The 20856-nt window shown below is 64.1% G+C and carries 18 protein-coding genes; 11 read left to right on the plus strand and 7 right to left on the minus strand.

Translation table 11 applies throughout. The features are described from left to right. Positions 1-26 precede the first annotated feature (26 nt). Positions 27-2600 (minus strand): bifunctional diguanylate cyclase/phosphodiesterase, encoded by a 2574-nt coding sequence (locus tag BLP82_RS22010; protein ID WP_092172901.1) that lies wholly within the window; start codon positions 2598-2600, stop codon positions 27-29. Between the two features lie 339 nt (positions 2601-2939). After that, positions 2940-4739: a thiamine pyrophosphate-requiring protein gene (locus tag BLP82_RS22015; RefSeq protein WP_092172904.1), complete on the minus strand. Its 1800-nt coding sequence runs from the start codon at positions 4737-4739 to the stop codon at positions 2940-2942. Between the two features lie 298 nt (positions 4740-5037). Between BLP82_RS22015 and BLP82_RS22020 the strand changes: the two genes are divergently transcribed. From BLP82_RS22020 to BLP82_RS22030, 3 genes are all read left to right on the plus strand, one after another. Beyond that, positions 5038-5424, plus strand: coding sequence for an EF-hand domain-containing protein (locus BLP82_RS22020; RefSeq protein ID WP_092172907.1), 387 nt, complete (start codon positions 5038-5040; stop codon positions 5422-5424). A 133-nt stretch (positions 5425-5557) separates the two neighbouring features. Beyond that, a complete protein-coding gene (locus BLP82_RS22025; RefSeq protein WP_092172910.1) occupies positions 5558-6403 on the plus strand; it encodes an HvfB family MNIO-type RiPP peptide maturase in 846 nt (281 codons plus the stop codon). After that, a complete protein-coding gene (locus BLP82_RS22030) occupies positions 6396-7145 on the plus strand; it encodes an HvfC family RiPP maturation protein (protein ID WP_092172913.1) in 750 nt (249 codons plus the stop codon). Before BLP82_RS22025 ends, BLP82_RS22030 begins: the two co-directional genes overlap by 8 nt. A gap of 133 nt (positions 7146-7278) precedes the next feature. Here BLP82_RS22030 and BLP82_RS22035 read toward each other — a convergent pair whose 3' ends face one another. The 4 genes from BLP82_RS22035 to BLP82_RS22050 form a co-directional block, all read right to left on the minus strand. Further along, on the minus strand, positions 7279-7776 hold the full coding sequence (locus BLP82_RS22035; protein WP_092172916.1) for an HvfX family Cu-binding RiPP maturation protein: 498 nt from the start codon (positions 7774-7776) through the stop codon (positions 7279-7281). Between the two features lie 17 nt (positions 7777-7793). Further along, positions 7794-8426, minus strand: a complete 633-nt coding sequence (locus tag BLP82_RS22040; RefSeq protein WP_092172919.1) for a ferric reductase-like transmembrane domain-containing protein — start codon at positions 8424-8426, stop codon at positions 7794-7796. A 190-nt stretch (positions 8427-8616) separates the two neighbouring features. Next, positions 8617-9927, minus strand: coding sequence for an ATP-binding protein (locus tag BLP82_RS22045; protein WP_092172922.1), 1311 nt, complete (start codon positions 9925-9927; stop codon positions 8617-8619). Then, entirely contained in the window at positions 9924-10664 is a 741-nt protein-coding gene (locus BLP82_RS22050; RefSeq protein WP_003202589.1) for a response regulator, read from the minus strand. The genes BLP82_RS22045 and BLP82_RS22050 overlap by 4 nt, the downstream gene beginning before the upstream one ends. A 225-nt stretch (positions 10665-10889) precedes the next feature. On the opposite strand from BLP82_RS22050, the gene BLP82_RS22055 reads away from it, so the two are divergent. From BLP82_RS22055 to BLP82_RS22065, 3 genes are all read left to right on the plus strand, one after another. After that, complete coding sequence (locus BLP82_RS22055) at positions 10890-11153, plus strand: DUF2790 domain-containing protein (protein WP_060742034.1); 264 nt, start codon at positions 10890-10892, stop codon at positions 11151-11153. 199 nt (positions 11154-11352) lie between these two features. Further along, a complete protein-coding gene (locus BLP82_RS22060; protein ID WP_092172925.1) occupies positions 11353-12564 on the plus strand; it encodes a cytochrome c biogenesis protein DipZ in 1212 nt (403 codons plus the stop codon). Positions 12565-12912: 348 nt separating this feature from the next. After that, positions 12913-13242, plus strand: a complete 330-nt coding sequence (locus BLP82_RS22065) for a hypothetical protein (protein ID WP_092172928.1) — start codon at positions 12913-12915, stop codon at positions 13240-13242. 3 nt (positions 13243-13245) lie between these two features. Here the strand turns inward: BLP82_RS22065 and BLP82_RS22070 are convergent, their stop codons facing one another. Continuing rightward, complete coding sequence (locus tag BLP82_RS22070) at positions 13246-15111, minus strand: sigma-54-dependent Fis family transcriptional regulator (protein ID WP_092172931.1); 1866 nt, start codon at positions 15109-15111, stop codon at positions 13246-13248. A 342-nt stretch (positions 15112-15453) separates the two neighbouring features. On the opposite strand from BLP82_RS22070, the gene BLP82_RS22075 reads away from it, so the two are divergent. The 5 genes from BLP82_RS22075 to BLP82_RS22095 all read left to right on the plus strand — a co-directional run bounded on the left by BLP82_RS22075 (position 15454) and on the right by BLP82_RS22095 (position 20814). Then, positions 15454-16524 (plus strand): ATP-NAD kinase family protein, encoded by a 1071-nt coding sequence (locus BLP82_RS22075; RefSeq protein WP_092172934.1) that lies wholly within the window; start codon positions 15454-15456, stop codon positions 16522-16524. Positions 16525-16526: 2 nt separating this feature from the next. Further along, positions 16527-17504 (plus strand): thiamine pyrophosphate-dependent dehydrogenase E1 component subunit alpha, encoded by a 978-nt coding sequence (locus BLP82_RS22080; RefSeq protein ID WP_092172937.1) that lies wholly within the window; start codon positions 16527-16529, stop codon positions 17502-17504. 35 nt (positions 17505-17539) lie between these two features. After that, positions 17540-18556, plus strand: coding sequence for an alpha-ketoacid dehydrogenase subunit beta (locus BLP82_RS22085; protein WP_092172940.1), 1017 nt, complete (start codon positions 17540-17542; stop codon positions 18554-18556). Then, the gene (locus BLP82_RS22090; protein ID WP_092172943.1) at positions 18556-19668 is read left to right on the plus strand and encodes an acetoin dehydrogenase dihydrolipoyllysine-residue acetyltransferase subunit; all 1113 of its coding nucleotides are present in this window, start codon (positions 18556-18558) and stop codon (positions 19666-19668) included. The genes BLP82_RS22085 and BLP82_RS22090 overlap by 1 nt, the downstream gene beginning before the upstream one ends. 81 nt (positions 19669-19749) lie before the next feature. Continuing rightward, complete coding sequence (locus BLP82_RS22095) at positions 19750-20814, plus strand: 2,3-butanediol dehydrogenase (protein WP_256326529.1); 1065 nt, start codon at positions 19750-19752, stop codon at positions 20812-20814. The last annotated feature ends 42 nt before the right edge of the window (positions 20815-20856 follow it).

A 20856-nucleotide genomic window follows, 5' to 3' on the forward strand; every position in this document is an offset into this window, starting at 1 on the left:
TGCTCGCGATAGCGGTGGGACGTGGGTTACAGCCACCGCGGCGTGGTGAAGAACGAGGCCATTTCCGAGCGGGCCAGTGCCGCGCCGAAGTACGGGCCCTGGACATGGTCGCAGGCCACGTTGCGCAGTTGGCTGAATTGCCGGGCGTTTTCGATGCCCTCGGCGGTGACCATGAGCCCTACGCTGCGGCTCAACCGGATCATCGCCAGGACGCCTTCCTTGTCGTCCTCCAGGCCTAGCTGCGACAGGATGTTGCGATCGAAGCGGATGCCATCGAACGGCTGGTCCAGCACCTCGCGCAGGGAGGCGATGCTGGTGCCGAATTTGTCGATGTTGATCCGCACGCCGAGGTCCTTGAGCGCATGGAGGGTGCTGGCGACGGTCTTGTGGTCGGCCAGCAGGACCCCTTCGGCCACTTCCAGGGTCAGCCGGTGAGGCGCCAGGCCGCTCGCTTCGAGGGCCTCTTGCACTTGGTCGAGCAGGAAGTTGCTGTTGAACCACCGGGGTGAAACCGCGATGGAGACATTGACGGCGCTCGGCCAGGTCGCGGCCTCTTCACAGACATTGATCAACATCCAGGTACCCAGCTTTTCCAGTTGGCCCGAGGTTTCGGCCACCGGTATGAAGTCGCCCCCAGCCAGCTCACCTTTCTCGGGATGGTGCCAAAAGGTCTGGGCTTCGAAACCGTGCAGCTGCTCGGCGCTCACATCGAAGCGAGGCAAGTAGCGCAGTTCCAGTTGGTCCCGCTGCATGGCGTCGCGCAGTTGCTGCTCGTATCGCCGCCGGTCGCGGGCCAGGTTGCCCATGGCTTCCACATACACGCGCCAGGTGTTGCGGCCTGCTGCCTTGGCCGCATACAAGGCGATATCGGCGTGGCGCAACAGTTCATCGGCGCGTTCGTCACCGGGCTGCGCCCAGGCAACGCCGATGCTCACCCCCAGGTACAGCGTATTGCCGTCCAGGTGCATGGGCCGTTGCATGCAATCGATCAGCCGTTCACACAGTTGATCGAGATCGTCGGCGTCGCCGGGGTCGGGCATGACAATGACAAATTCATCTCCCCCCAGGCGCGCCACCAGATCGGTGCCACGGACGTTTTGCTGGAGGATATGCGCCACTTCCCTGAGCACTTTATCGCCCACTGCATGGCCCAGGGAGTCATTGACCGGCTTGAACCGGTCCATGTCCAGGTTCAGCAGCGCCAGTGGCGGGCGATCAGGTCGACTCAGGTGTTCGCGCAGGCAATCGAACAAGCGGTTGCGGTTGGCCAGCCCGGTCAGCGGATCATGCAAGGAGAGGTGCTTGATCTGGGCCAACGCCCGCAATTCATCGGTGATGTCGGTGGCGGTGCCGCGAAAACCCAGGGTGCCGGCCTCGATGGCCCGTACCGACAGTTTGCAGGTGCGGATGCGCTGGTTGCGTGCGGTGTACTCGCACAGCAGCGGCGCCGAAGAGAGGCTGTTGGCGCCGTCGAGCAACCATTGGGCAATCGAGATCGAGCCGCCATGGGGATGAAGCAGCCGATGCAGAGGTTTGCCCAGCCATTCCGTGGGGCTGAACCCGGTTACTTGTTCGAAACGCTCCGACAGGTAGGTCAGCGTCCCGGTCGAGTCGACCTCCCACAACCAGTCGGATGAGACTTCGGCAATGTCGCGGAAACGTTCTTCACTGCGTTCCAGCGCCTTGCGATGGGCCAGCAGGCTGGCGTATTGGCTTTCCTGGGCGCGAAGCATCACCAAGGCATGGCGCAGGACGGCCAGCGCCAGGATTCCCAGTACCAGCAGCGCCAGGGCCAGTAAAGGCAGCAGCCCCTTGCGCAGGTCCTGGCCCGGGGTTTGTGGTCGCCAGGCCAGGGCCTCCAGGGTCAGGTTATCGAGCAGCAATTGGGCGGTATCGGCTGGGCCGGGTGTCCTGGCGATATGGGCATCGGGCAGGGCGAAGTCCCGCGCCAGGTTTTCCAGGGCACCGGGGTCCAGGACCTTGACGAAGAGCATCAGGCTGGGCGGTCCGGGAATTTGCGCCACGCTGTTGTCCGTGCCGGTGGTGATGGCGGACACGGCGACGAACGCCGGGGCATCTTCGTGATGCAGCATCTCGACGACCACTTCGTCGTGATTTTCCTCGGTGCTGGCTTTTTTCCACAGGGCACGCAGGTCGCCGGTCAGCCAGGTGTCGGCATCGACGTCGCTCATTTGACCATCGATCACCGAATAGACGGTCTTGCCGGTCGGGGAAATGACAAACACCGCCTGGTAACCGTAGAGCGAATGCACGCTGCTGCCGACGTTTTCCTGGTCATAGGCCCATTCCTTGTCGACCTGGACATGCAGGTGCCGGTAGGCGTCGCTCCACTTGGAATAGTCGCTCAGGTCCCGGCCGATGCCGGTGCGGATCCCCTCGATGGCCCGTTGGGCGAAAAACAGGCTCTGCTCACGGGCGCGTCGGTCCTGGGCACCGGTGATGTTGAGCAACACGGCGATTGCCAGTGCGGACATGACAAACAGCAGGAGCATGATGGCCGGAAAAGTGCGACGGGTGAAGCTACGGGTTGGCGAGCCCGGGGAAGGGACAGTCGAGTCGTTGCCAGCATTTTCAGTCATAAAGATAAGTCATCAGCGCAAAAAGCGATTTCACCCGCACGTGTCTTGTATCGGCGCAGAGGCTGATTTACTTAGTCGTCTTAACGAAGGGGCCGACGGGCTGCGTTGTCTTCGTCATGTGCGGGCCTTCAAGCGTGAGGCCACTCGAGGGCGACATCCCGTTGGCGCAGGGAATTGCCCCGGCGGCCAGCCATTCAATGATTTCGTAAATGGCCGGCGACGCGAGAATCAGGCGCCAGGGCCAGGAAACAGCCCCCGAACCCTGTTGCTGGCGCAACCGGCAGCAACACCTCGCGCAACTAGCGACGATGCAGCTCAACGGTTGCCATCGCGTCGGCCTCATTCCTTGTCCGTGCGATGGCCCGGCAGCAGGGTGCTCAATACCTGCTTGGCGGTCTCGACCACGATGCCTCGCTCGTTCGGGTCGCCCTGGAGCAGGGTCGAGGCGAACTTCTTCGCCTGCTCCAGCTTGATGTGCGGCGGCAGCGGTGGCACGTCGGGATCGGTGCGGAACTCGATCAGCACCGGACGATCCGCCGCCAGCGCGGTTTCCCAGGCCGTGGCCACGTCGTCCTCATGCAGCACCAGGATGCCCTTCAGGCCAATGGATTCGGCGAACAGGTGGTAGGGTACGTCGGGGATGTCCTGGGAGGCGGCGAATTTCGGATCGCCCTCCATGACCCGCTGTTCCCAGGTCACCTGGTTCAAATCCCGATTGTTGAACACCGCGCAGATCCAGGTGCCGTTGGCCCAGGTGCGCCAGTATTTGGCGACGGTGATCAGTTCGGCCATGTTGTTCATCTGCATGGCGCCATCGCCCACCAGGGCGACCACCGGCCGCTGCGGATGGCAGAACTTCGCCGCGATGGCATAGGGCACGGCCGCGCCCATCGACGCCAGTCCACCGGACAGCGAACACATCATGCCGCGACGGATCTGGATGTCCCGGGCGAACCAGTTGGCGCAGGAGCCGGAATCGCAGGTGATGATGGCGCGCTCCGGCAGCCGCGGCGACAGTTCGAAGGTGACCCGCTGCGGATTGATCGGCTTGGCCGATACCCGGGCGCGTTTTTCCAGGGTCCGGTCCCAGCGTTCCCGCCAATGTTCGATTTTCTTGCGCCAGGCGCGGTCGGGTTTTTCTTCGATCAGCGGCAGCAGGGCGCGCAGGGTGTCGACGCTGTCGCCGTGCAGGCTGACTTCCATGGGATAGCGCAGGCTGAGCATGTCTGCCTGAATGTCGATCTGCACGCCCCGGGCCTGGCCTTCAGGGGGCAGGAACTCGGCGTAGGGAAAGCCGGAACCGATCATCAGCAACGTGTCGCAGCCGGCCATCAGGTTGTCGCTGGGCTCGGTGCCGAGCAGGCCGATGGTGCCGGTGACCCAGGGCAGGTCATCCGGCACGGCGGCCTTGCCCAACAGTGCCTTGGCCACACCGGCGCCGAGCTTCTCGGCGATGGCGATCACCTCGTCGGTGGCATGCAGTGCTCCGGCACCCACCAGGATGGCGACTTTCTTGCCGGCATTGAGGACGTCGGCGGCTTTGCGCAGGTCCTCTTCGTAGGGGACGATGCTGGGCTTGCAGTAGCCGACGCCGGAGTGAACCGTACCGTGCTTGTGACGTGGCGCGGTGTACTCCATTTCCTGAAGGTCGTTCGGCAGGATCAGCGCCGTGACCCGGCGCTCGCCTATCGCCGTGCGTACGGCACGGTCCAGTAGATGACGTACCTGGGCGGGCACGCTGGCTTGTTGCACGAACGCCCCGGCCACGTCCTTGAACAGGCTGACCAGGTCCAGTTCCTGCTGGTAATGCCCACCCAGTGCGGCGCGCGCCTGCTGGCCGCTGATGGCGAGCACTGGCATGTGGTCCATCCGAGCGTCGTAGAGGCCGGTCACCAAGTGAGATGCACCGGGCCCGGAGGTGGCGATGCAAACCCCCAGCTCGCCGGTGAACTTGGCGTGGGCACAGGCCATGAACGCGGCCATTTCCTCGTGGCGGGCCTGGATGAAGCGGATTTTTCCCTGGGCGCGGTTCAAGGCGCCAAACACGCCGTTGATGCCATCGCCCGGATAGCCATAGATGCGGCGAACCCCCCATTCATAAAGACGTTCCACCAGAAAATCACCGACGGTCATGCTCATGTCTGTCCCTCGTTTCGGGCTGCGGTCGCTCGGCGCGACCTGCAGCGGTTGACGTTCATACAGGACTTGACCGGTGCAGGGCTTCCAAGGTTTCGATTTTTTCAACCCAGGGACCTGAGGCCAGGCGGGCGTGTATCGCAGTGTGTACCGCACAGGCCCGGATACACCTGCTTGAAGAAGGCCCAGGCCGACGACACAGGCCGGATACACACCGGCGATTAACTACGCCAGCCAGCCGACACCGAGCCTCGGTGCGGGTGACTGGCGCCTTAATCGTCAATCGTCAGAGGAATACCCCATGCTCAACTTCTCCCGTCATTCGTCCCTTGCACTCGGCCTGGCCCTGGTCGGCGGCCTGGGTCTTTCCACGGCGGCTTCGGCCTTGACCATGAACGACCTGGCCCAGGGCTACACCCTGGCGGCCGCCGATACCGTGAAGAAACCCGCCGAAGGCAAGTGCGGCGAAGACAAGTTCGCCAAGACCGATAAAAACCACGATGGCCAGGTCTCGCGGGACGAGTTCATCGCCGCTGCACCGGAGCGCGCGGCGGAGTTCGACAAGATCGACACCAACCACGACGGCGGCATCTCGTTGCCGGAAGCCAAGCAATACCTGTCGGCCCAGGCGAAGACCGCGGAAGGCAAATGTGGCGAAGGCAAGTGCGGGGCGGCTATCGAGTCCTGATTCGCCCCGGTGGTGAGCCTGATGAGTTGATGAGGGCCCGACAGCTCCTACACGGCGCCTACAGACCCAGCGGGTCACGGGTGTTCGTTTCATGAGGCTCTCCACATCTCGTTTCCCCCAAGAGAGATGTGTCATGTTGAATCTACCTCAACCCTCGGCAGGTCTCGGCCTGCGCCGGGCCTTGCTCGATGAGCTGCGCCAGGCACCGGCCGGGGATTTCGATTTTCTCGAAGTGGCCCCGGAAAACTGGATCGGAATCGGCGGCCCCCATGGGGCCGCCTTGCATTCGCTGGCCGAACGTTATCCATTGACGTGCCATGGCCTGTCGTTGTCCCTGGGCGGGCCGGCACCGCTGGACCTGGCGTTTCTCGGCCAGGTGCGCGGGTTTCTCGAGCGTTTCAAGGTGCCGCTCTACAGCGAGCACTTGAGCTACTGCGGCGATGACGGGCATCTGTATGACCTGTTGCCGCTGCCCTTTACCGAAGAAGCGGTGCATCACGTGGCGGCGCGGATCCGTCAGGCCCAGGATGTGCTGGGGCGACGTCTGGCGGTGGAAAACGTCTCCTATTATGCCGCCCCCCAACAAGACATGAGCGAGCTGGAATTCACCCGGGCGGTGTTGCGCGAAGCCGATTGCGACCTGTTGCTGGACGTCAACAACGTCTACGTCAATTCGATCAATCACGGTTTCGATCCCCGGGCATTCCTGGCGGGCCTCGAGCCGGAGCGGGTGGTCGCGATACATGTGGCCGGGCATTACGATGAGTCCGACACCTTGAAAATCGACAGCCATGGCGCACCGGTCAAACCGCTGGTCTGGGCGCTGCTGGCCCAGGCTTACGCGCGCTTCGGCGTGCGGCCGACCCTGCTCGAACGGGACTTCAACTTCCCGCCCTATGCCGCGCTGGTGGCCGAATTGCAGACGATTCGCCAGTTGCAACACCCGGCCGTCAGCCGGCAGGCGGTGACCCATGGCTGAGGCCCGGCAGACGCTGCATCAGCAGCAACAGGCGTTGACCCGTTACCTGCGCGACCCGGAACACTGCCCGGTTCCGACCGGCATGGACGCGGCGCGGGCGCAGGTGTACCGCGACCTGATCTTCGAGAACATGGGTTCGCTGCTCAGCGGCACTTTCCCGGTGCTGGTGAGCGTGCTGGGGCAGGAGCAATGGCGTGCGTGTGTGCGCCGGTTCCTGCGCGAACACCGCTGCGTCACGCCCATGTTCGGTAAAATCGCCGAGGAGTTTGTGAACTACCTCGCGGCCCATCCATCGCCGGATTGGCCGCCGTTCATGGCCGAGCTGGCGCACTATGAGTGGGTCGAGATGGCGCTGCTGCAATCCGAGGCCGAGCCGTTGCTGATTCCTGATGAGGCCGCCTTGCTCGATCTGCCGCTGCGGGTCTCGCCCTTGGCCTGGCCGCTGGCGTATCAGTGGCCGGTGCATCGCCTGGCCCCGGGCTACCAGCCTTCGACGCCACCGGCCCAGCCGACGCTGCTGCTGGTGCGGCGCACGCCTGGGTTTGAGGTGCGTTTTTCCGAACTCAGCCCGTTGGCCTGGCGCCTTTTGCAGCGCATCGAGGAATATCCCGAGTTGGCGGGGCGAGGGCAGTTGCTGGCGTTGGCGCAGGAGGCGGGGGTGGCTTCGTTCGAGTTCATGGACAGCGCCGTGGCGCTGTTGCGGCGGATGCAGGAACAAGGGGTTGTTGGCGTGCAGCAGTAATCTGCCCATTTGAAATGCTAACCCCTGTGGGAGCGGGCTTGCTCGCGAAAGCGGTGTATCAGTCAAAGTCAAGTTGGCTGACACTCCGCTTTCGCGAGCAAGCCCGCTCCCACAAGGTTATGCATTAATTGCACTATCGGCGGTGCAGGCCGCTCTTCAGCACGGCATCCACACTCAGCTTCCCAGCCCCTTGCAGCACCAACGGCAGCAACGCCACCAGGTAGATAAACGGCAGCTTGAAGTTGCCATGCCCCTTGTTGGTAATCGCATAACCCTGGGCCAGTTCGCTCAAGCTCGACCAGTCCGCCGGCCAGTGCGCGGCAGCGGTCGCCACCACGGTGACGACGATCAGCACCAGCGCCGACAGGCGCGTGCCCAAGCCGATCAACAGGGCGATGGCGCCGATCAGTTCGGCCCACATCGCCAGTTCCCAGTTCCACTGGGCCGGTACATGGTCGAAGGGGAACGGGAAGGCGGACTGGATCTCGGCGAACCAGTTCTCGCCATTCCATTTTTCCAGGCCGGATTCGAAAAACTCCCAGGACAGGAACAGGCGCAGGCCCAGCGGCGCGAGCCAGGCGCCTGCCTGATCGAGATGCAGGTGCAGTGTTTTCAGCACGTTTGAATACATGATCGGCCTCCCTGGGCTCAAGCGTGTTGCGGCCGTTGGCGGCGCTGAGTGGCCTGGGCCAGCTTGCCCACCAGGCGGATGGCGGTGGCGGCGCAGATCAGGCCGAACGGCAGCACGTACCAGTCGCTCATGGGAATACGCTTGAAATTGGAGTAGGCAAAGATCGCCGCCAGCACCCACATACCGGTGACATGCAGGCGCTTCCAGGCCTTGAAACCGATCAGGCGCGTGGTGCTTTTGAATGAAGTCAGGGCCAGCAGCAGGATGAATACGTAGCCCACGGTGCCGGGCACGTTGCCGAGGGTGGTGCGGCCGGGCCAGAACTCGGTGTTGAGCTGGCCGTAGCTGTAGATCAGCACCGCGTGGACCAGATGGGAGAAGGCAAACGCCAGCCCGATGAAGCGTCGTTCACGCACCAGCGACCGGCTCAGGGGCGAGGGTACCAGCACCGCGAATGCCGAGGCGGTGAAGGCGATCAAGAAGAGCAAGAAGGACGAACGAGCCGTGGCGCGAATGGCGCTGCGCACGCCTTCGGTGAGGTCCGGGTTGAGCACCAGGATCAACCCGGTCATCAACAGCACCAGGGCGGCGAGCAGGCTGAACAGCGACCAGCCCTGGAAACGAAGGGGAGATGCAGTTGCGGTAGGCATGTAAAGGCTCCTTGGATGTCGAGGCCCGGTGGTGATAGTCACCGGGGATGCGAGGAGTCTTTCAAGCCGGTGTAAGCGGGGTGTGTCCGCAACTCAGCATTGTGCAAGTTTGTGTATGCCGATCATCCGCAGACACACTGACATACAAACCCCCTCCAAATCCAATACCCCACAGAGGTTGTTGGTAGTGTCAGCTTGCGAAGGCCAGGCGCAGCTCGGCGCATAGGCCGCCGCCGTCGCGGTTGCTCAGGGTCAGTGAGCCGCCCATGGCGATGGCCAGTTGCTGGGCGATGGCCAGGCCCAGGCCGGTGCCACCGGTTTCCCGGTTGCGCGAGCTTTCCACCCGGTAGAAGGGCTTGAGCACCTCGGCCAGTTCCTGCTCGCTGATCCCGGGGCCACGGTCCAGCACCTGGATAGCCAGTTGCCCGTTGTCGGCCGGTTGCACCTGGATCTGCGCCGCGCCGCCGAATTTCAAGGCGTTGTCCACCAGGTTGACCAGCACCCGCCGCAGGGCATGGGGGCGGGTGTCGATGACGGCGGCGTTTTTCCCGGACAGCTGCACATCCTTGCCGGTGTCCTGGTAGTCGAACACCAGGCTGTCGAGAAACGCATCCAGGCTGATCCGGCAACTGGCCTCGGTGGCGCCGTGGATGCTGCGGGCATAGGCCACCCCTTCACGCACCAAGTGTTCCATTTCGCTCAAGTCGCTCCACAATTTTTCCCGTTCGATCCCTTCGTCCATGAACTCGGCGCGCAGCTTCATGCGCGTGATGGGCGTCTGCAAGTCATGGGAAATCGCCGCCAGCAACTGCATGCGCTCCTTGAGGTAGGCGGCGATGCGGTCCTGCATGGCATTGAAGGCCTTGGCCGCATGCACCACTTCGGTCGGGCCCTTTTCGTCCAGGCGGACGCTGTGGGCGTTCGGGTCGAGGGTTTCCACCGCCTGGGCCAGCCGGGTCAGGGGCCCGACGGCAATGCGCACGGCCAGCCAGGTGCAGCCGATCAACAGCGCCAACTGCCCCAGCAACACCATCGGCAGCCAGGGGGAGAGGGGCATCATCGCCGGGCGTACGTCGATGGTCAGCGGGCTGCCATCCCCCAGGCGCAGGAGTGCCTGATAGTGCATTTTCGGCCCGGGAATCTGCTTGAAGGTCAGGCCATAGGCCTGGCCGATGGCTTCCTGAATCGAACTGACCGAGATCGGCGCGTCGGCAAGATCCATCGGTTGCCCGGGTTGGCCTTCGTCGAGCAGGTAGCCATAGTTGCGCCGGGCGAGTTTCGGCAGCCAGGCCGGGCGTTCGGCGGCAGGCAGGCGGTCGAGAATGGCGACGGAGGTCGAGACATCGGTTTCCAGGTTGCCGAGCATGGTCGACTTGGCACTCTGATAGCGCTCGTAGTATTGGACACCGAAGGACAAGCCCTGGGCCAGGATCAGGCCGATCAGGAAGATCAGCGACAACCTCGAGGCCAGGGTCCTTGGCCAACGCAGCGGCAGACTCATACCGAGGCCTCGAGGATCTCCACCGGCAGCGAGAACACGTAGCCTTCGCTGCGCACGGTCTTGATATAGGCCGGCTCCCGGGCATCGTCCAGCAGGCGCTGGCGCAGGCGACTGACCAGCAAATCGATGGAGCGATCGAACAGGTCGGCGTCCCGGCCCTGGGTGAGGTTAAGCAACTGGTCGCGGTTGAGCACCCGTTGCGGATGGTCGAGAAATACCCGCAGCAAACGATATTCGGCGCCGCTCAAGGCGACCATGGTGCCGTCGGTGTCCAGCAGGTGGCGGGCGGTGGTGTCCAGGCGCCAGCGCCCGAACGCCAGAAGGCGACCGCTTTCGGTGACCACCAGGTTGGGCGGCAGCATGCGGGTGCGGCGCAGCACGGCGTTGATCCGCGCCAGTAGTTCACGGGCGGCGAACGGCTTGACCAGGTAATCATCGGCGCCCATCTCCAGGCCGATGATGCGGTCGGTTTCGTCGTTGCGCGCGGTGAGCATCAGCACCGGCGTGGCTTTGTGCTTGCCGGCACGCAGTTCCCGGCACAGCACCAGGCCGTCGTCGCCGGGCATCATGATGTCCAGCACGATCAGGTCCACCGGGGTGGTTTCCAGGAAGGCGCGCATCTGCCGGCCATCGGCGACGACGGTGGTGCGCAGGCCATTCTTTTTCAGGTAGTTGCCAACCAGCTCTCTGATCTCGCGATCGTCATCCACTATCAACACGTGATCGACATGATCCATGGTGTCCAGCTCCTCGGCGTTTCGTTGTGAGCAGTCTACAGGCGCCGGCCGGCCCGGCTCGCGGCGGTTTGTATTGCAGTGTATCTGGCGCGCGACGGATACACAGCGATGCAAAAAGCCACGTGGCTCGATACAGACGCGATACCTGCGCGGCATTCAATGGCACCCATCGAGGCAATACAACGGGCCTCGGCAGATAACCCCCCATTGAATCGAGGAATCGCCATGAACACCAAAGCCCTCTATGCCGCCTGCCTTTTCGCCGCGCTGAACATCTGCACCCTGTCGGCCCGGGCCGAAAGCAACGTGCAAACCCACAGCTACACCTACGGCACCCACCTGGACATCCAGAAGGTGCTTTCCCTTACCGAAGACGCCGAGCCGACCTGCGGCGTGGTCAACGCCCACATGACCTACCTGGATTCGGCGGGTCACGAGCAAGCGCTGGACTATCGCAAGTTTTCCGATAACTGCAGCAACCAGAACTGAGATCAACACCCTAGTCATGGCTGCCAGGTCCCTGTGGCGAGGGGATTTATCCCCGCTGGGTCGCGAAGCGGCCCCCTTTATTTACCCGATGAGTCGAGTTGCCAGGGTTTGGGCCGCTTCGCAGCCCAGCGGGGATAAATCCCCTCGCCACAAAGGTGTTGGCTCTTATTCATGTTTCAGCCCATTTTGAGGTGTTGCCATGCTTCTGATCGCTTTTCTCGGCGGGATCCTGACGATCCTCAGCCCCTGTATTCTTCCTGTGGTGCCGTTTCTGTTCGCCCGGGCCGACCGCTCCCGCGGCTCGGTGCTGCTGACCCTCGGCGGCATGGTGCTGACGTTCGCCCTGGTCTCCAGCCTGGCGGTGGTCAGTAGCGAATGGGTGGTGCGCGCCAGCAGCGTCGGCCGGCAAGTCGCCTTGGTGGTGATGGTGGTGTTCGCCTTGTCATTGATCTTCAGTCGGGTCGGCATCTGGCTGGCGCGGCCGCTGGTCAGCCTGGGCAATCGCCTGGACGCCGGGGCCGGGCGGATGGCCGGGCCGGTGGCCTCGGTACTGATCGGGGTCGCCACCGGGCTGCTCTGGGCACCATGCGCCGGGCCGATACTCGGGGTGATCCTGACCGGCGCCATGCTGCAAGGCGCCAGCGCACAAACCAGCCTGCTGTTGCTCGCCTACGGCCTGGGCAGTGCCTTGTCCCTGGGTACATTGATCCTGGCCGGGCGTGGTCTGGTCGGGCGCCTGAAACTCTCGCTGCCGATCACCACCTGGTTGCGCCGGGGAACGGGGGCGCTGGTGTTGCTGGCGGCCGTGGCGATTGGCACCGGGGCGGACGATCGCTTGTTGGCGGCGACTTCCTCCCAACCCTCGACCACCTTGGAGAAAAGCCTGCTGGAGAGTGTGCCCAAGGCCATCGACTATGTGGTGAGCAAGGCCGGCGCTAGCGCCATGCCGGCCCTCGAATCCCAGGGCGCCATGCCTGCACTGGACGGCGCGGTGCAATGGCTGAACTCGCCACCACTGAGCAGCGAGTCACTGAGGGGCAAGGTGGTGCTGGTGGACTTCTGGACCTACGACTGCATCAACTGCCAGCACACCTTGCCCTATGTGAACGCTTGGGCGAAGAAGTATGAAAAGGACGGGCTGGTGGTGATCGGTGTCCACACCCCGGAATACGGCTACGAGAAGATCATCGACAACGTACGCGAACAGGTACGCAAACTGGACATCCACTACCCGGTGGCGATCGACAACCAGTATGCGATCTGGCGCGCCTTCAACAATCAGTACTGGCCGGCCCATTACTTCATCGATGCCAAGGGGCAGGTGCGCTACAGCCACTTTGGCGAAGGGCGCTACGGCGAGCAGGAGCAGGTGATCCAGCAACTGCTGCAGGAGGCCAAGGCAGGCCAGTGACTTGTGGTGAGGGAGCAAGCTCCCATGAAATAAGCGGTGCGCGGATTGATCGTTCCCACGCTCTGCGTGGTAATGCATCCCGTGACGCTCTGCGTCACCTTTCAGAAGCGGAACGCGGAGCGTCCCTGGCGGCGTTCCCACGCGGAGCGTGAGGAACGATCTTCCACCGCCGCCGCGATCAAACGCGGTGCCTCAGGGAACGGTAGAGGACCGCTTCGCAGCCCGGCGGGAGCAAGCTCCCTCGCCACAAAAGCTCACATAGCCACATGTCGGTGCAGCGGTGCTGGCCCCTTGCTCATTTACATAAGGTCAAACTTCTTTTTTTTCAGAAAGTTGGGCGACAAACCTATGCGTATTTCTATGTGGGTCGTGGCGACGTTTCTCTTGGCCGCCGTTTCGCTTGAGGCCCAGGCCAGGGCGCTGACGCAGAACCAGCAGTCGGTGTGCCGCTGGGGTTCGGACATCGCGGCGGGCGCGCAGGCGTCGAAGCTTTCCGGCGTCAGCCTGTACGGCGCGCGCAAGAAGCTGCAAGTACGCAAGTTTCCCCGGCCCTGGATGCGCATGACTGCCCTGGGCATCACCGAGCAGACTTACAACAGCGCTTCGCGTCTGAAGCCTGCTGCGGTCAAGCAGACCTACTACGAACAATGTGTCCGTCACGAGGTGGCACGCCGATAGGCCTCAGGCCGGGCTGCGGCCTGGCATTTCGATGCCATGCTGGTGCACCCGCCGATACAGGGTCGCCCGGGAAATGCCCAGGGCCCGGGCCGCAGCGGTGGGTTTCCAGCGGTGGCGCACCAGGGCATCGAGCAGTGCCTGGCGCTCCGGGCTGGCGCTCGGCTCCGGTCCATGATCGACGGCGTCCGCGCGGTGCAATGACTCGGGCAGGTGGCTGAGTTGGACCACACTGGCTTCGCACACCGCACAGGCATAACGCAGCACATGGCGCAACTGGCGGACATTGCCCGGCCAGTGATAACCGAGCAGGCATTCCAGCGCCGCGCTGCTCAATTGCACCGTTCCCCCGCAGAGCGCTGACTCCTCGGCAAGAATTCGATTGATCAGCGCCAGCCGGTCGCTGCGTTCGCGCAACGGTGGTAGCTGGAAACGCGCGCCACCGAGGCGGAAATACAAATCCTCACGAAACTCGCCAGCGGTCACCAGGGTCTCCAGGTCGCGGTGGGTGGCGCAGATCACTTGGATGTCCACGGCCTTGCGGCGAGATGCCCCCAGCGGCGCCACTTCACCCTCGGCCAGCACCCGCAGCAGGCGGGTCTGCAAGGCCAGCGGCATGTCACCGATCTCATCCAGGAACAAGGTGCCGCCATCGGCCTGCTGCAGCAGGCCTTGCATACCTTTGGCCGAGGCACCGGTGAAGGCGCCGGCGACGTAGCCGAACAATTCGCTTTCGATCAGGCTTTCGGGAATGGCGGCGCAATTCAACGCCACGAAAGGGCGATCACGGCGCTGGCTGGCCTGGTGCAACTGCCGGGCGAACACTTCCTTGCCGGAACCGGTTTCGCCCTGGATCAGCACTGGCAGGTTGCGATCCTTGACCCGTACCGCCAGGCGCAGGCTGTCGGCCAGGCGCGAATCGATCTCGGCCGGCGTCATCGCCACCCGCGGACGCGGATTGGCCCGCTGGCGGGGTGCGCTCAAGCGGCCATGCAAAGCGTGATCGAGGAAGCAGAGGCTTTCGTCCCGGGCCCGGTGCAGCCGCTGCTGGTCGAACACCTGGCCGATGTGTTGCGGCAACTGTCCGTAATGTTGCAGCAGGTATTGGCGGGCGGCCGGGTTCAGGGCTTGCAGGCAACCGTCGTCGTCCCAGGCGAACAGGAAGTCCGGCTGGCTGTCGACGTAGCCAGCGTTGCGATGGGCCCGCAGCACCCAGTAGCCCTGGGCACTGCTCATGAAAAACGCCTGCTCGATCTCCCGGGCGCTCTGCACCACCATTTGCCGGATCAGGTGCTGCGAGCGTCGATCATCCGGCGAGCGCACTGCCGAGACATCCAGCACCCCGAGCAATTCGCCCCGGGGGTCGAAGACCGGTGCGGCGGAGCAGGTCAGGCCAATGAACGCCGCGCGGAAATGGTCGCGCTTGTGCACCGTCACCGGGGCTTTGCCCGTGAGCACCGCCGCCACGCCACAGGTGCCTTCTTCACCCTCTGACCAACACGTGCCCAGGTACAGCCCGGCCTTGCGGCAGTCATTGCGGATCGTGGTTTCCACCCGATAGTCGATGGTCTGGCCCTGGGCATCGGTCAAGAGCACGCAGTAGTCGGCATCACGTACCCGGCCATGGAGGCGGGCCACTTCTTCGCTGGCGATATTGAGGAACAGCTCGGAGCGCTCGCGGCATTGCTTGAGCACGTCCTGGGACAGGATGCGCGGGCCCTGCAGCGAACCGGGGTCCAGGTGATGTTGCTCCAGGGAGCGGCGCCAGGAGTCGAGGATCAGGTCCGGGACAGGCAGTTGAGGCAATTGCGCCGCGTTTTTCACCACGCGGCTGACGCAATCCACGTGCGCCCGGGAGTGAGCGGAAAGCATAGGGGCCTCCGATTCAGCTTCTTGTCGTTGTGCGCACATTAAGCGCCGTTCGCCGGGTGCAGACAAGCACGACGGGTTGTTCGGCAGGTGTGAGACGCCACGTCTCAGCGTCTCGCCGCCACCTCGTGCAGGCTGACATGGAGCGTCTCAGCGGGGCTCGCCTGGCCTTATCGAACATCACGCCTGGAACGCTCTGGTCCGGCTGTCTCCTGGGTTTTTCCGGTAACTGGCACCGCCCTTGCTCTACCCCTGGAGCCCGCCCGTCGGGCCATCCAATAATAACAACGAGGTGTCTATGTTCTCCTGTCCAGGCCGTTCGCCTGATCTTCCCACGGTGGCACCATGAGCCGCCGGCCACTGACCGTGGGCATCATCGCCAACCCCGCATCGGGCCGCGACGTGCGGCGCCTGACCGCCAATGCCGGGCTGTTTTCCAGCACCGACAAGGTCTCGGTGATCCAGCGCCTGTTGGCCGCTTTCGGTGCCACCGGCATCGAGCAGGTGTTGATGCCCACCGACATGATTGGCATGGCCGCCGCTGTGCTGAAGAACAGCCACAGCCGCCAGGCCCGCAGCAGCCACTGGCCGGCCCTGGAGTTCCTCGACCTGACCCTGCGCCAGACCGTCGAAGACACCCGCCAGGCCGCGCGCCTGATGGCCGAGCGCGAGGTGGCGCTGATCGCCGTGCTCGGTGGCGACGGTACCCACAAGGCGGTGGCCGCCGAAGTGGGGGACATCCCGTTGCTGACCCTGTCCACCGGCACCAACAACGCCTTTCCCGAACTGCGCGAGGCCACCAGTGCCGGGCTGGCCGGTGGGTTGTATGCCAGCGGCCGGGTCCCGGAGCAGATCGGTTTGCGCCGCAACAAGCGTTTACTGGTTTGCGACGCCGGACGTGGCCTGCGGGAAGTCGCCTTGGTGGACGTCGCCGTGTCGCCCCTGCGTTTTGTCGGCGCCCGGGCCATCAGTCGGGCGCAGGACCTGGCCGAAGTGTTCGTGACCTTCGCCGAACCGCAGTCCATCGGCCTGTCGGCGCTATGCGGCTTGTGGTTGCCGGTGTCACGCCAGGCACCGGGTGGTGCCTGGATGCGCCTGGACCCGCAATCCCCCGAAGCGCTGCTGGTGCCGCTCGCGCCGGGCCTGTTGCAGGGCTGTGGCGTGCTCGCCGCCGGCCCCCTGGAACCCGGTGTCGCCCATGGCCTGTCGCTCTCCAGCGGCACCCTGGCCCTGGACGGCGAGCGGGAAATCGAATTCAACGTGCATGACCGACCCACGGTCACCCTCGATGCCGGCGGTCCACTGAGCATCGACGTCAACGCGGTGCTGGCCTACGCCGCGCAACAACGTTTGCTGGCCATCGGCCGCGAACACCCGCAACACCCCCTGAACCTTCAAGACACCCCTGGAGAATAAAAATGTCGACACCGCTCACCCACGATCAACTGCTGCACGCCTATCAGGTGATGCGCACCATCCGCGCCTTTGAAGAGCGCCTGCACGTGGAGTTCGCCACCGGCGAGATCCCCGGGTTCGTCCACCTGTATGCCGGCGAAGAAGCCTCGGCCGCAGGCGTCATGGCCCACCTGGGCGATGACGATTGCATTGCCTCCAACCACCGTGGCCATGGCCATTGCATCGCCAAGGGCGTGGACGTCTACGGGATGATGGCCGAGATCTACGGCAAGAAAACCGGCGTCTGCCAAGGCAAGGGCGGCTCGATGCACATCGCCGACTTCGAGAAAGGCATGCTCGGCGCCAATGGCATTGTCGGCGCCGGCGCGCCCCTGGTGGTCGGCGCGGCTTTGGCGGCCCGGCTCAAGGGCACCGACAGCGTCGCCGTGGTGTTTTTCGGCGATGGCGGCTCCAACGAGGGCGCGGTGTTCGAAGCCATGAACATGGCCTCGGTGTGGAACCTGCCGTGCCTGTTCGTCGCGGAAAACAACGGCTACGCCGAAGCCACCGCGTCCAATTGGTCGGTGGCCTGCGATCACATCGCCGACCGCGCGGCCGGGTTCGGCATGCCCGGCGTGACCGTCGACGGCTTCGACTTCTTTGCCGTGCATGAAGCCGCCGGGGCCGCCGTCGAACGCGCCCGTGCCGGGGAGGGACCGTCGCTGATCGAGGTCAAGCTGACCCGCTACTACGGCCACTTCGAGGGCGACGCCCAGACCTACCGGGCCCCCGACGAGGTCAAGCACTTCCGTGAAAACCAGGACTGCCTGATGCAGTTCCGCGAGCGCACCACTCGGGCCGGCTTGCTCACCGTCGAGCAACTGGACCAGATCGACAAGGAAGTGGACCTGCTGATTGAAAACGCCGTGTACAAGGCCAAGTCCGATCCCAAGCCCTCCGCGGCGGACCTGCTGACCGACGTCTACGTCAGCTATCCCTGAACGCCCTCCGAACAACAAGAATAGAGAACTCCATCATGGCGAGAAAAATCAGCTATCAGCAGGCAATCAACGAAGCGCTGGCCCAGGAGATGCGCCGGGACTCAAGCGTGTTCATCATGGGTGAGGACGTGGCCGGTGGCGCTGGCGCACCCGGTGAAAAAGACGCCTGGGGCGGTGTACTTGGGGTGACCAAGGGCCTTTACGACCAGTTCCCCGGGCGCGTGCTGGACACGCCACTCTCGGAAATCGGTTACGTCGGCGCGGCAGTCGGGGCTGCCACCTGCGGCGTACGCCCGGTGTGCGAACTGATGTTCGTCGACTTTGCCGGGTGCTGCCTGGACCAGATCCTCAACCAGGCGGCGAAGTTTCGCTACATGTTCGGCGGCAAGGCTTCCACGCCCCTGGTGATCCGCACCATGGTCGGCGCCGGCCTGCGCGCCGCCGCCCAGCATTCGCAGATGCTCACGTCCTTGTGGACGCACATTCCGGGGCTGAAAGTGGTCTGCCCGTCATCGCCCTACGACGCCAAGGGCCTGCTGATCCAGGCGATCCGCGACAACGACCCGGTGATCTTCTGCGAGCACAAGTTGCTCTACAGCATGCAGGGTGAAGTGCCGGAAGAGCTCTACACCATCCCCTTTGGCGAGGCCAACTTCCTGCGCGACGGCAAGGACGTGACCCTGGTGTCCTACGGACGCATGGTCAACACCGCGATGGACGCCGCGCGCAGCCTGGCCGGGCGCGGTATCGACTGCGAAGTCATCGACCTGCGGACCACCAGCCCGATGGACGAGGACAGCATCCTCGAAAGCGTGGAGAAGACCGGGCGCCTGGTGGTGATCGACGAGGCCAACCCGCGCTGTTCCATGGCCACCGATATTTCCGCGCTGGTGGCGCAAAAAGCCTTCGGCGCGCTCAAGGCCCCGATCGAAATGGTCACCGCGCCGCACACGCCGGTGCCGTTCTCCGATGCCCTGGAAGACCTGTACATCCCTGACGCGGCGAAGATCGAGCAAGCCGTGCTCAACGTGATCGAGTGGAGCAAGCGCTGATGAGCCAGATTCATACCTTGACCATGCCCAAGTGGGGCCTGTCGATGACCGAGGGCCGGGTCGATGCCTGGCTCAAGGAGGAGGGCCAGGCCATCGCCAAGGGCGATGAAGTGATGGATGTCGAGACGGACAAGATCTCCAGCAGCGTCGAGGCGCCGTTCTCCGGAATCCTGCGCCGGCAGGTTGCCCGCCAGGACGAAACCCTGGCGGTCGGCGCCTTGCTCGGCATCGTCGTCGACGGCGAGGCCAGCGACGCCGAGATCGACGCGGTCATCGAGCAGTTCCAGTCCAGCTTCGTGCCCGGTGACGCAGCCGATGAAGACAGCGGTCCGACACCGCAGAAAGTCGAGTTGAACGGCCGGGTGATTCGCTATTTCGAACGCGGCGAGGGCGGCGTGCCGTTGGTGCTGGTGCACGGTTTCGGCGGCGACCTGAACAATTGGCTGTTCAACCATGAAGCACTGGCCGTCGGGCGACGGGTCATTGCCCTGGACCTGCCGGGCCATGGCGAATCTTCGAAAACCCTGCAACGCGGCGACCTGGACGAGCTGAGCGGCGTGGTGCTGGCCTTGCTCGATCACCTGGACATCAACGCTGTGCATCTGGTGGGGCATTCCATGGGTGGGGCGGTGGCGCTGAATGCCGCGCGTCTGATGCCTCAGCGCGTACGGTCGCTGACCTTGATCGGCAGCGCCGGGCTGGGCGCGCAGATCAACGGCGGCTACCTGCAAGGTTTCGTCGAAGCGGCCAACCGCAACTCCCTCAAGCCGCCACTGGTGCAACTGTTCTCCAATGCCGAGCTGGTCACGCGGCAGATGCTCGACGACATGCTTAAGTACAAGCGCCTGGAAGGCGTGGACGCCGCGCTGCGGCAACTGTCGGCGACGCTGTTCGCCGACGGCCACCAGCAGATGGACCTGCGCGATGTGGTACAGGCCGGTCACGTACCAACCCTGGTGATCTGGGGCAGCGACGACGCAATCATCCCGGCGGCCCACAGCGAAGGGCTGGATGCCCAGGTAGAAGTGCTCCCCGGCCAGGGCCACATGGTGCAGATGGAAGCGGCCGAGCAGGTCAATCGATCGATTATCGAGTTCATCGCACAGCACTGACCCAGCGGGCGGCGATGAATCGCCGCCCCATAAAATATTCTGGAGGCAACTATGAACGTTTCAATCAAGCCGATCCGCAGCATGCGCGCCGCCGTCTGGCATGGCCGCAACGACATTCGCGTCGAAGACGTGCCACTGCCGGTTTCGCCGCCCGCCGGATGGGTGCAGATCCGCGTGCAATGGTGCGGCATCTGCGGCTCGGACCTGCATGAATACGTGGCCGGGCCGGTGTTCATCCCGGTGGACGCGCCGCACCCGCTGACCGGAATCAAGGGCCAATGCATCCTCGGCCACGAGTTCTGCGGCGAAATCGTCGAACTGGGCGCCGGCGTCGAGGGTTTCAGCGTCGGCGAACCGGTGGCGGCCGATGCTTGCCAGCACTGCGGCACTTGTTATTACTGCACCCACGGGCTTTACAACATCTGCGAGAACCTGGCCTTCACCGGGCTGATGAACAACGGTGCGTTCGCGGAGTTGGTCAACGTGCCGGCGAACCTGCTCTACAAACTGCCTGCCGACTTTCCGACCGAGGCCGGTGCGTTGATCGAGCCGTTGGCGGTGGGCATGCATGCGGTGAAAAAGGCCGGCAGCCTGCTGGGTCAGAACGTGGTGGTGGTCGGCGCCGGGACCATTGGGCTGTGCACCATCATGTGCGCCAGGGCGGCCGGCGCGGCCCAGGTGATTGCCCTGGAAATGTCCGGTGCCCGCAAGGCCAAGGCCCTGGAAGTCGGCGCGAGCCATGTGATCGATCCGAACGAGTGCGACGCCCTGGCCGAAGTCCGCCGCCTGACCGCTGGCCTGGGGGCCGATGTCAGTTTCGAATGCATTGGCAACAAGCACACCGCCAAGCTGGCCATCGACCTGATCCGCAAGGCCGGCAAATGCGTGTTGGTGGGGATTTTCGAGGAACCGAGCGAGTTCAACTTCTTTGAACTGGTCTCCACCGAGAAACAAGTGCTCGGCGCGCTGGCTTACAACGGTGAGTTCGCCGATGTGATTGCCTTCATCGCCGACGGCCGCCTGGACATCTCGCCGCTGGTGACCGGGCGCATCCAGTTGGAGGAGATCGTCGGGCAGGGCTTCGAGGAACTGGTGAACAACAAGGAGCACAACGTGAAGATCATCGTGTCTCCCGCACGGATCTGAGAGCGCCCGGGTGGGCGATTTGGCGATGGCCGGCAGCGACCG

The sequence above is a fragment of the Pseudomonas sp. NFACC37-1 genome (genome assembly GCF_900101575.1).
GTDB classification, from domain to species: domain Bacteria; phylum Pseudomonadota; class Gammaproteobacteria; order Pseudomonadales; family Pseudomonadaceae; genus Aquipseudomonas; species Aquipseudomonas fluorescens_AA.

Coding starts and splice junctions, on each gene's coding strand:
- BLP82_RS22010 (WP_092172901.1), bottom strand. CDS start 2,600: ATGACTGAAAATGCTGGCAACGACTCGACTGTCCCTTCCCCGGGCTCG.
- BLP82_RS22015 (WP_092172904.1), bottom strand. CDS start 4,739: ATGAGCATGACCGTCGGTGATTTTCTGGTGGAACGTCTTTATGAATGG.
- BLP82_RS22020 (WP_092172907.1), top strand. CDS start 5,038: ATGCTCAACTTCTCCCGTCATTCGTCCCTTGCACTCGGCCTGGCCCTG.
- BLP82_RS22025 (WP_092172910.1), top strand. CDS start 5,558: ATGTTGAATCTACCTCAACCCTCGGCAGGTCTCGGCCTGCGCCGGGCC.
- BLP82_RS22030 (WP_092172913.1), top strand. CDS start 6,396: ATGGCTGAGGCCCGGCAGACGCTGCATCAGCAGCAACAGGCGTTGACC.
- BLP82_RS22035 (WP_092172916.1), bottom strand. CDS start 7,776: ATGTATTCAAACGTGCTGAAAACACTGCACCTGCATCTCGATCAGGCA.
- BLP82_RS22040 (WP_092172919.1), bottom strand. CDS start 8,426: ATGCCTACCGCAACTGCATCTCCCCTTCGTTTCCAGGGCTGGTCGCTG.
- BLP82_RS22045 (WP_092172922.1), bottom strand. CDS start 9,927: ATGAGTCTGCCGCTGCGTTGGCCAAGGACCCTGGCCTCGAGGTTGTCG.
- BLP82_RS22050 (WP_003202589.1), bottom strand. CDS start 10,664: ATGGATCATGTCGATCACGTGTTGATAGTGGATGACGATCGCGAGATC.
- BLP82_RS22055 (WP_060742034.1), top strand. CDS start 10,890: ATGAACACCAAAGCCCTCTATGCCGCCTGCCTTTTCGCCGCGCTGAAC.
- BLP82_RS22060 (WP_092172925.1), top strand. CDS start 11,353: ATGCTTCTGATCGCTTTTCTCGGCGGGATCCTGACGATCCTCAGCCCC.
- BLP82_RS22065 (WP_092172928.1), top strand. CDS start 12,913: ATGCGTATTTCTATGTGGGTCGTGGCGACGTTTCTCTTGGCCGCCGTT.
- BLP82_RS22070 (WP_092172931.1), bottom strand. CDS start 15,111: ATGCTTTCCGCTCACTCCCGGGCGCACGTGGATTGCGTCAGCCGCGTG.
- BLP82_RS22075 (WP_092172934.1), top strand. CDS start 15,454: ATGAGCCGCCGGCCACTGACCGTGGGCATCATCGCCAACCCCGCATCG.
- BLP82_RS22080 (WP_092172937.1), top strand. CDS start 16,527: ATGTCGACACCGCTCACCCACGATCAACTGCTGCACGCCTATCAGGTG.
- BLP82_RS22085 (WP_092172940.1), top strand. CDS start 17,540: ATGGCGAGAAAAATCAGCTATCAGCAGGCAATCAACGAAGCGCTGGCC.
- BLP82_RS22090 (WP_092172943.1), top strand. CDS start 18,556: ATGAGCCAGATTCATACCTTGACCATGCCCAAGTGGGGCCTGTCGATG.
- BLP82_RS22095 (WP_256326529.1), top strand. CDS start 19,750: ATGCGCGCCGCCGTCTGGCATGGCCGCAACGACATTCGCGTCGAAGAC.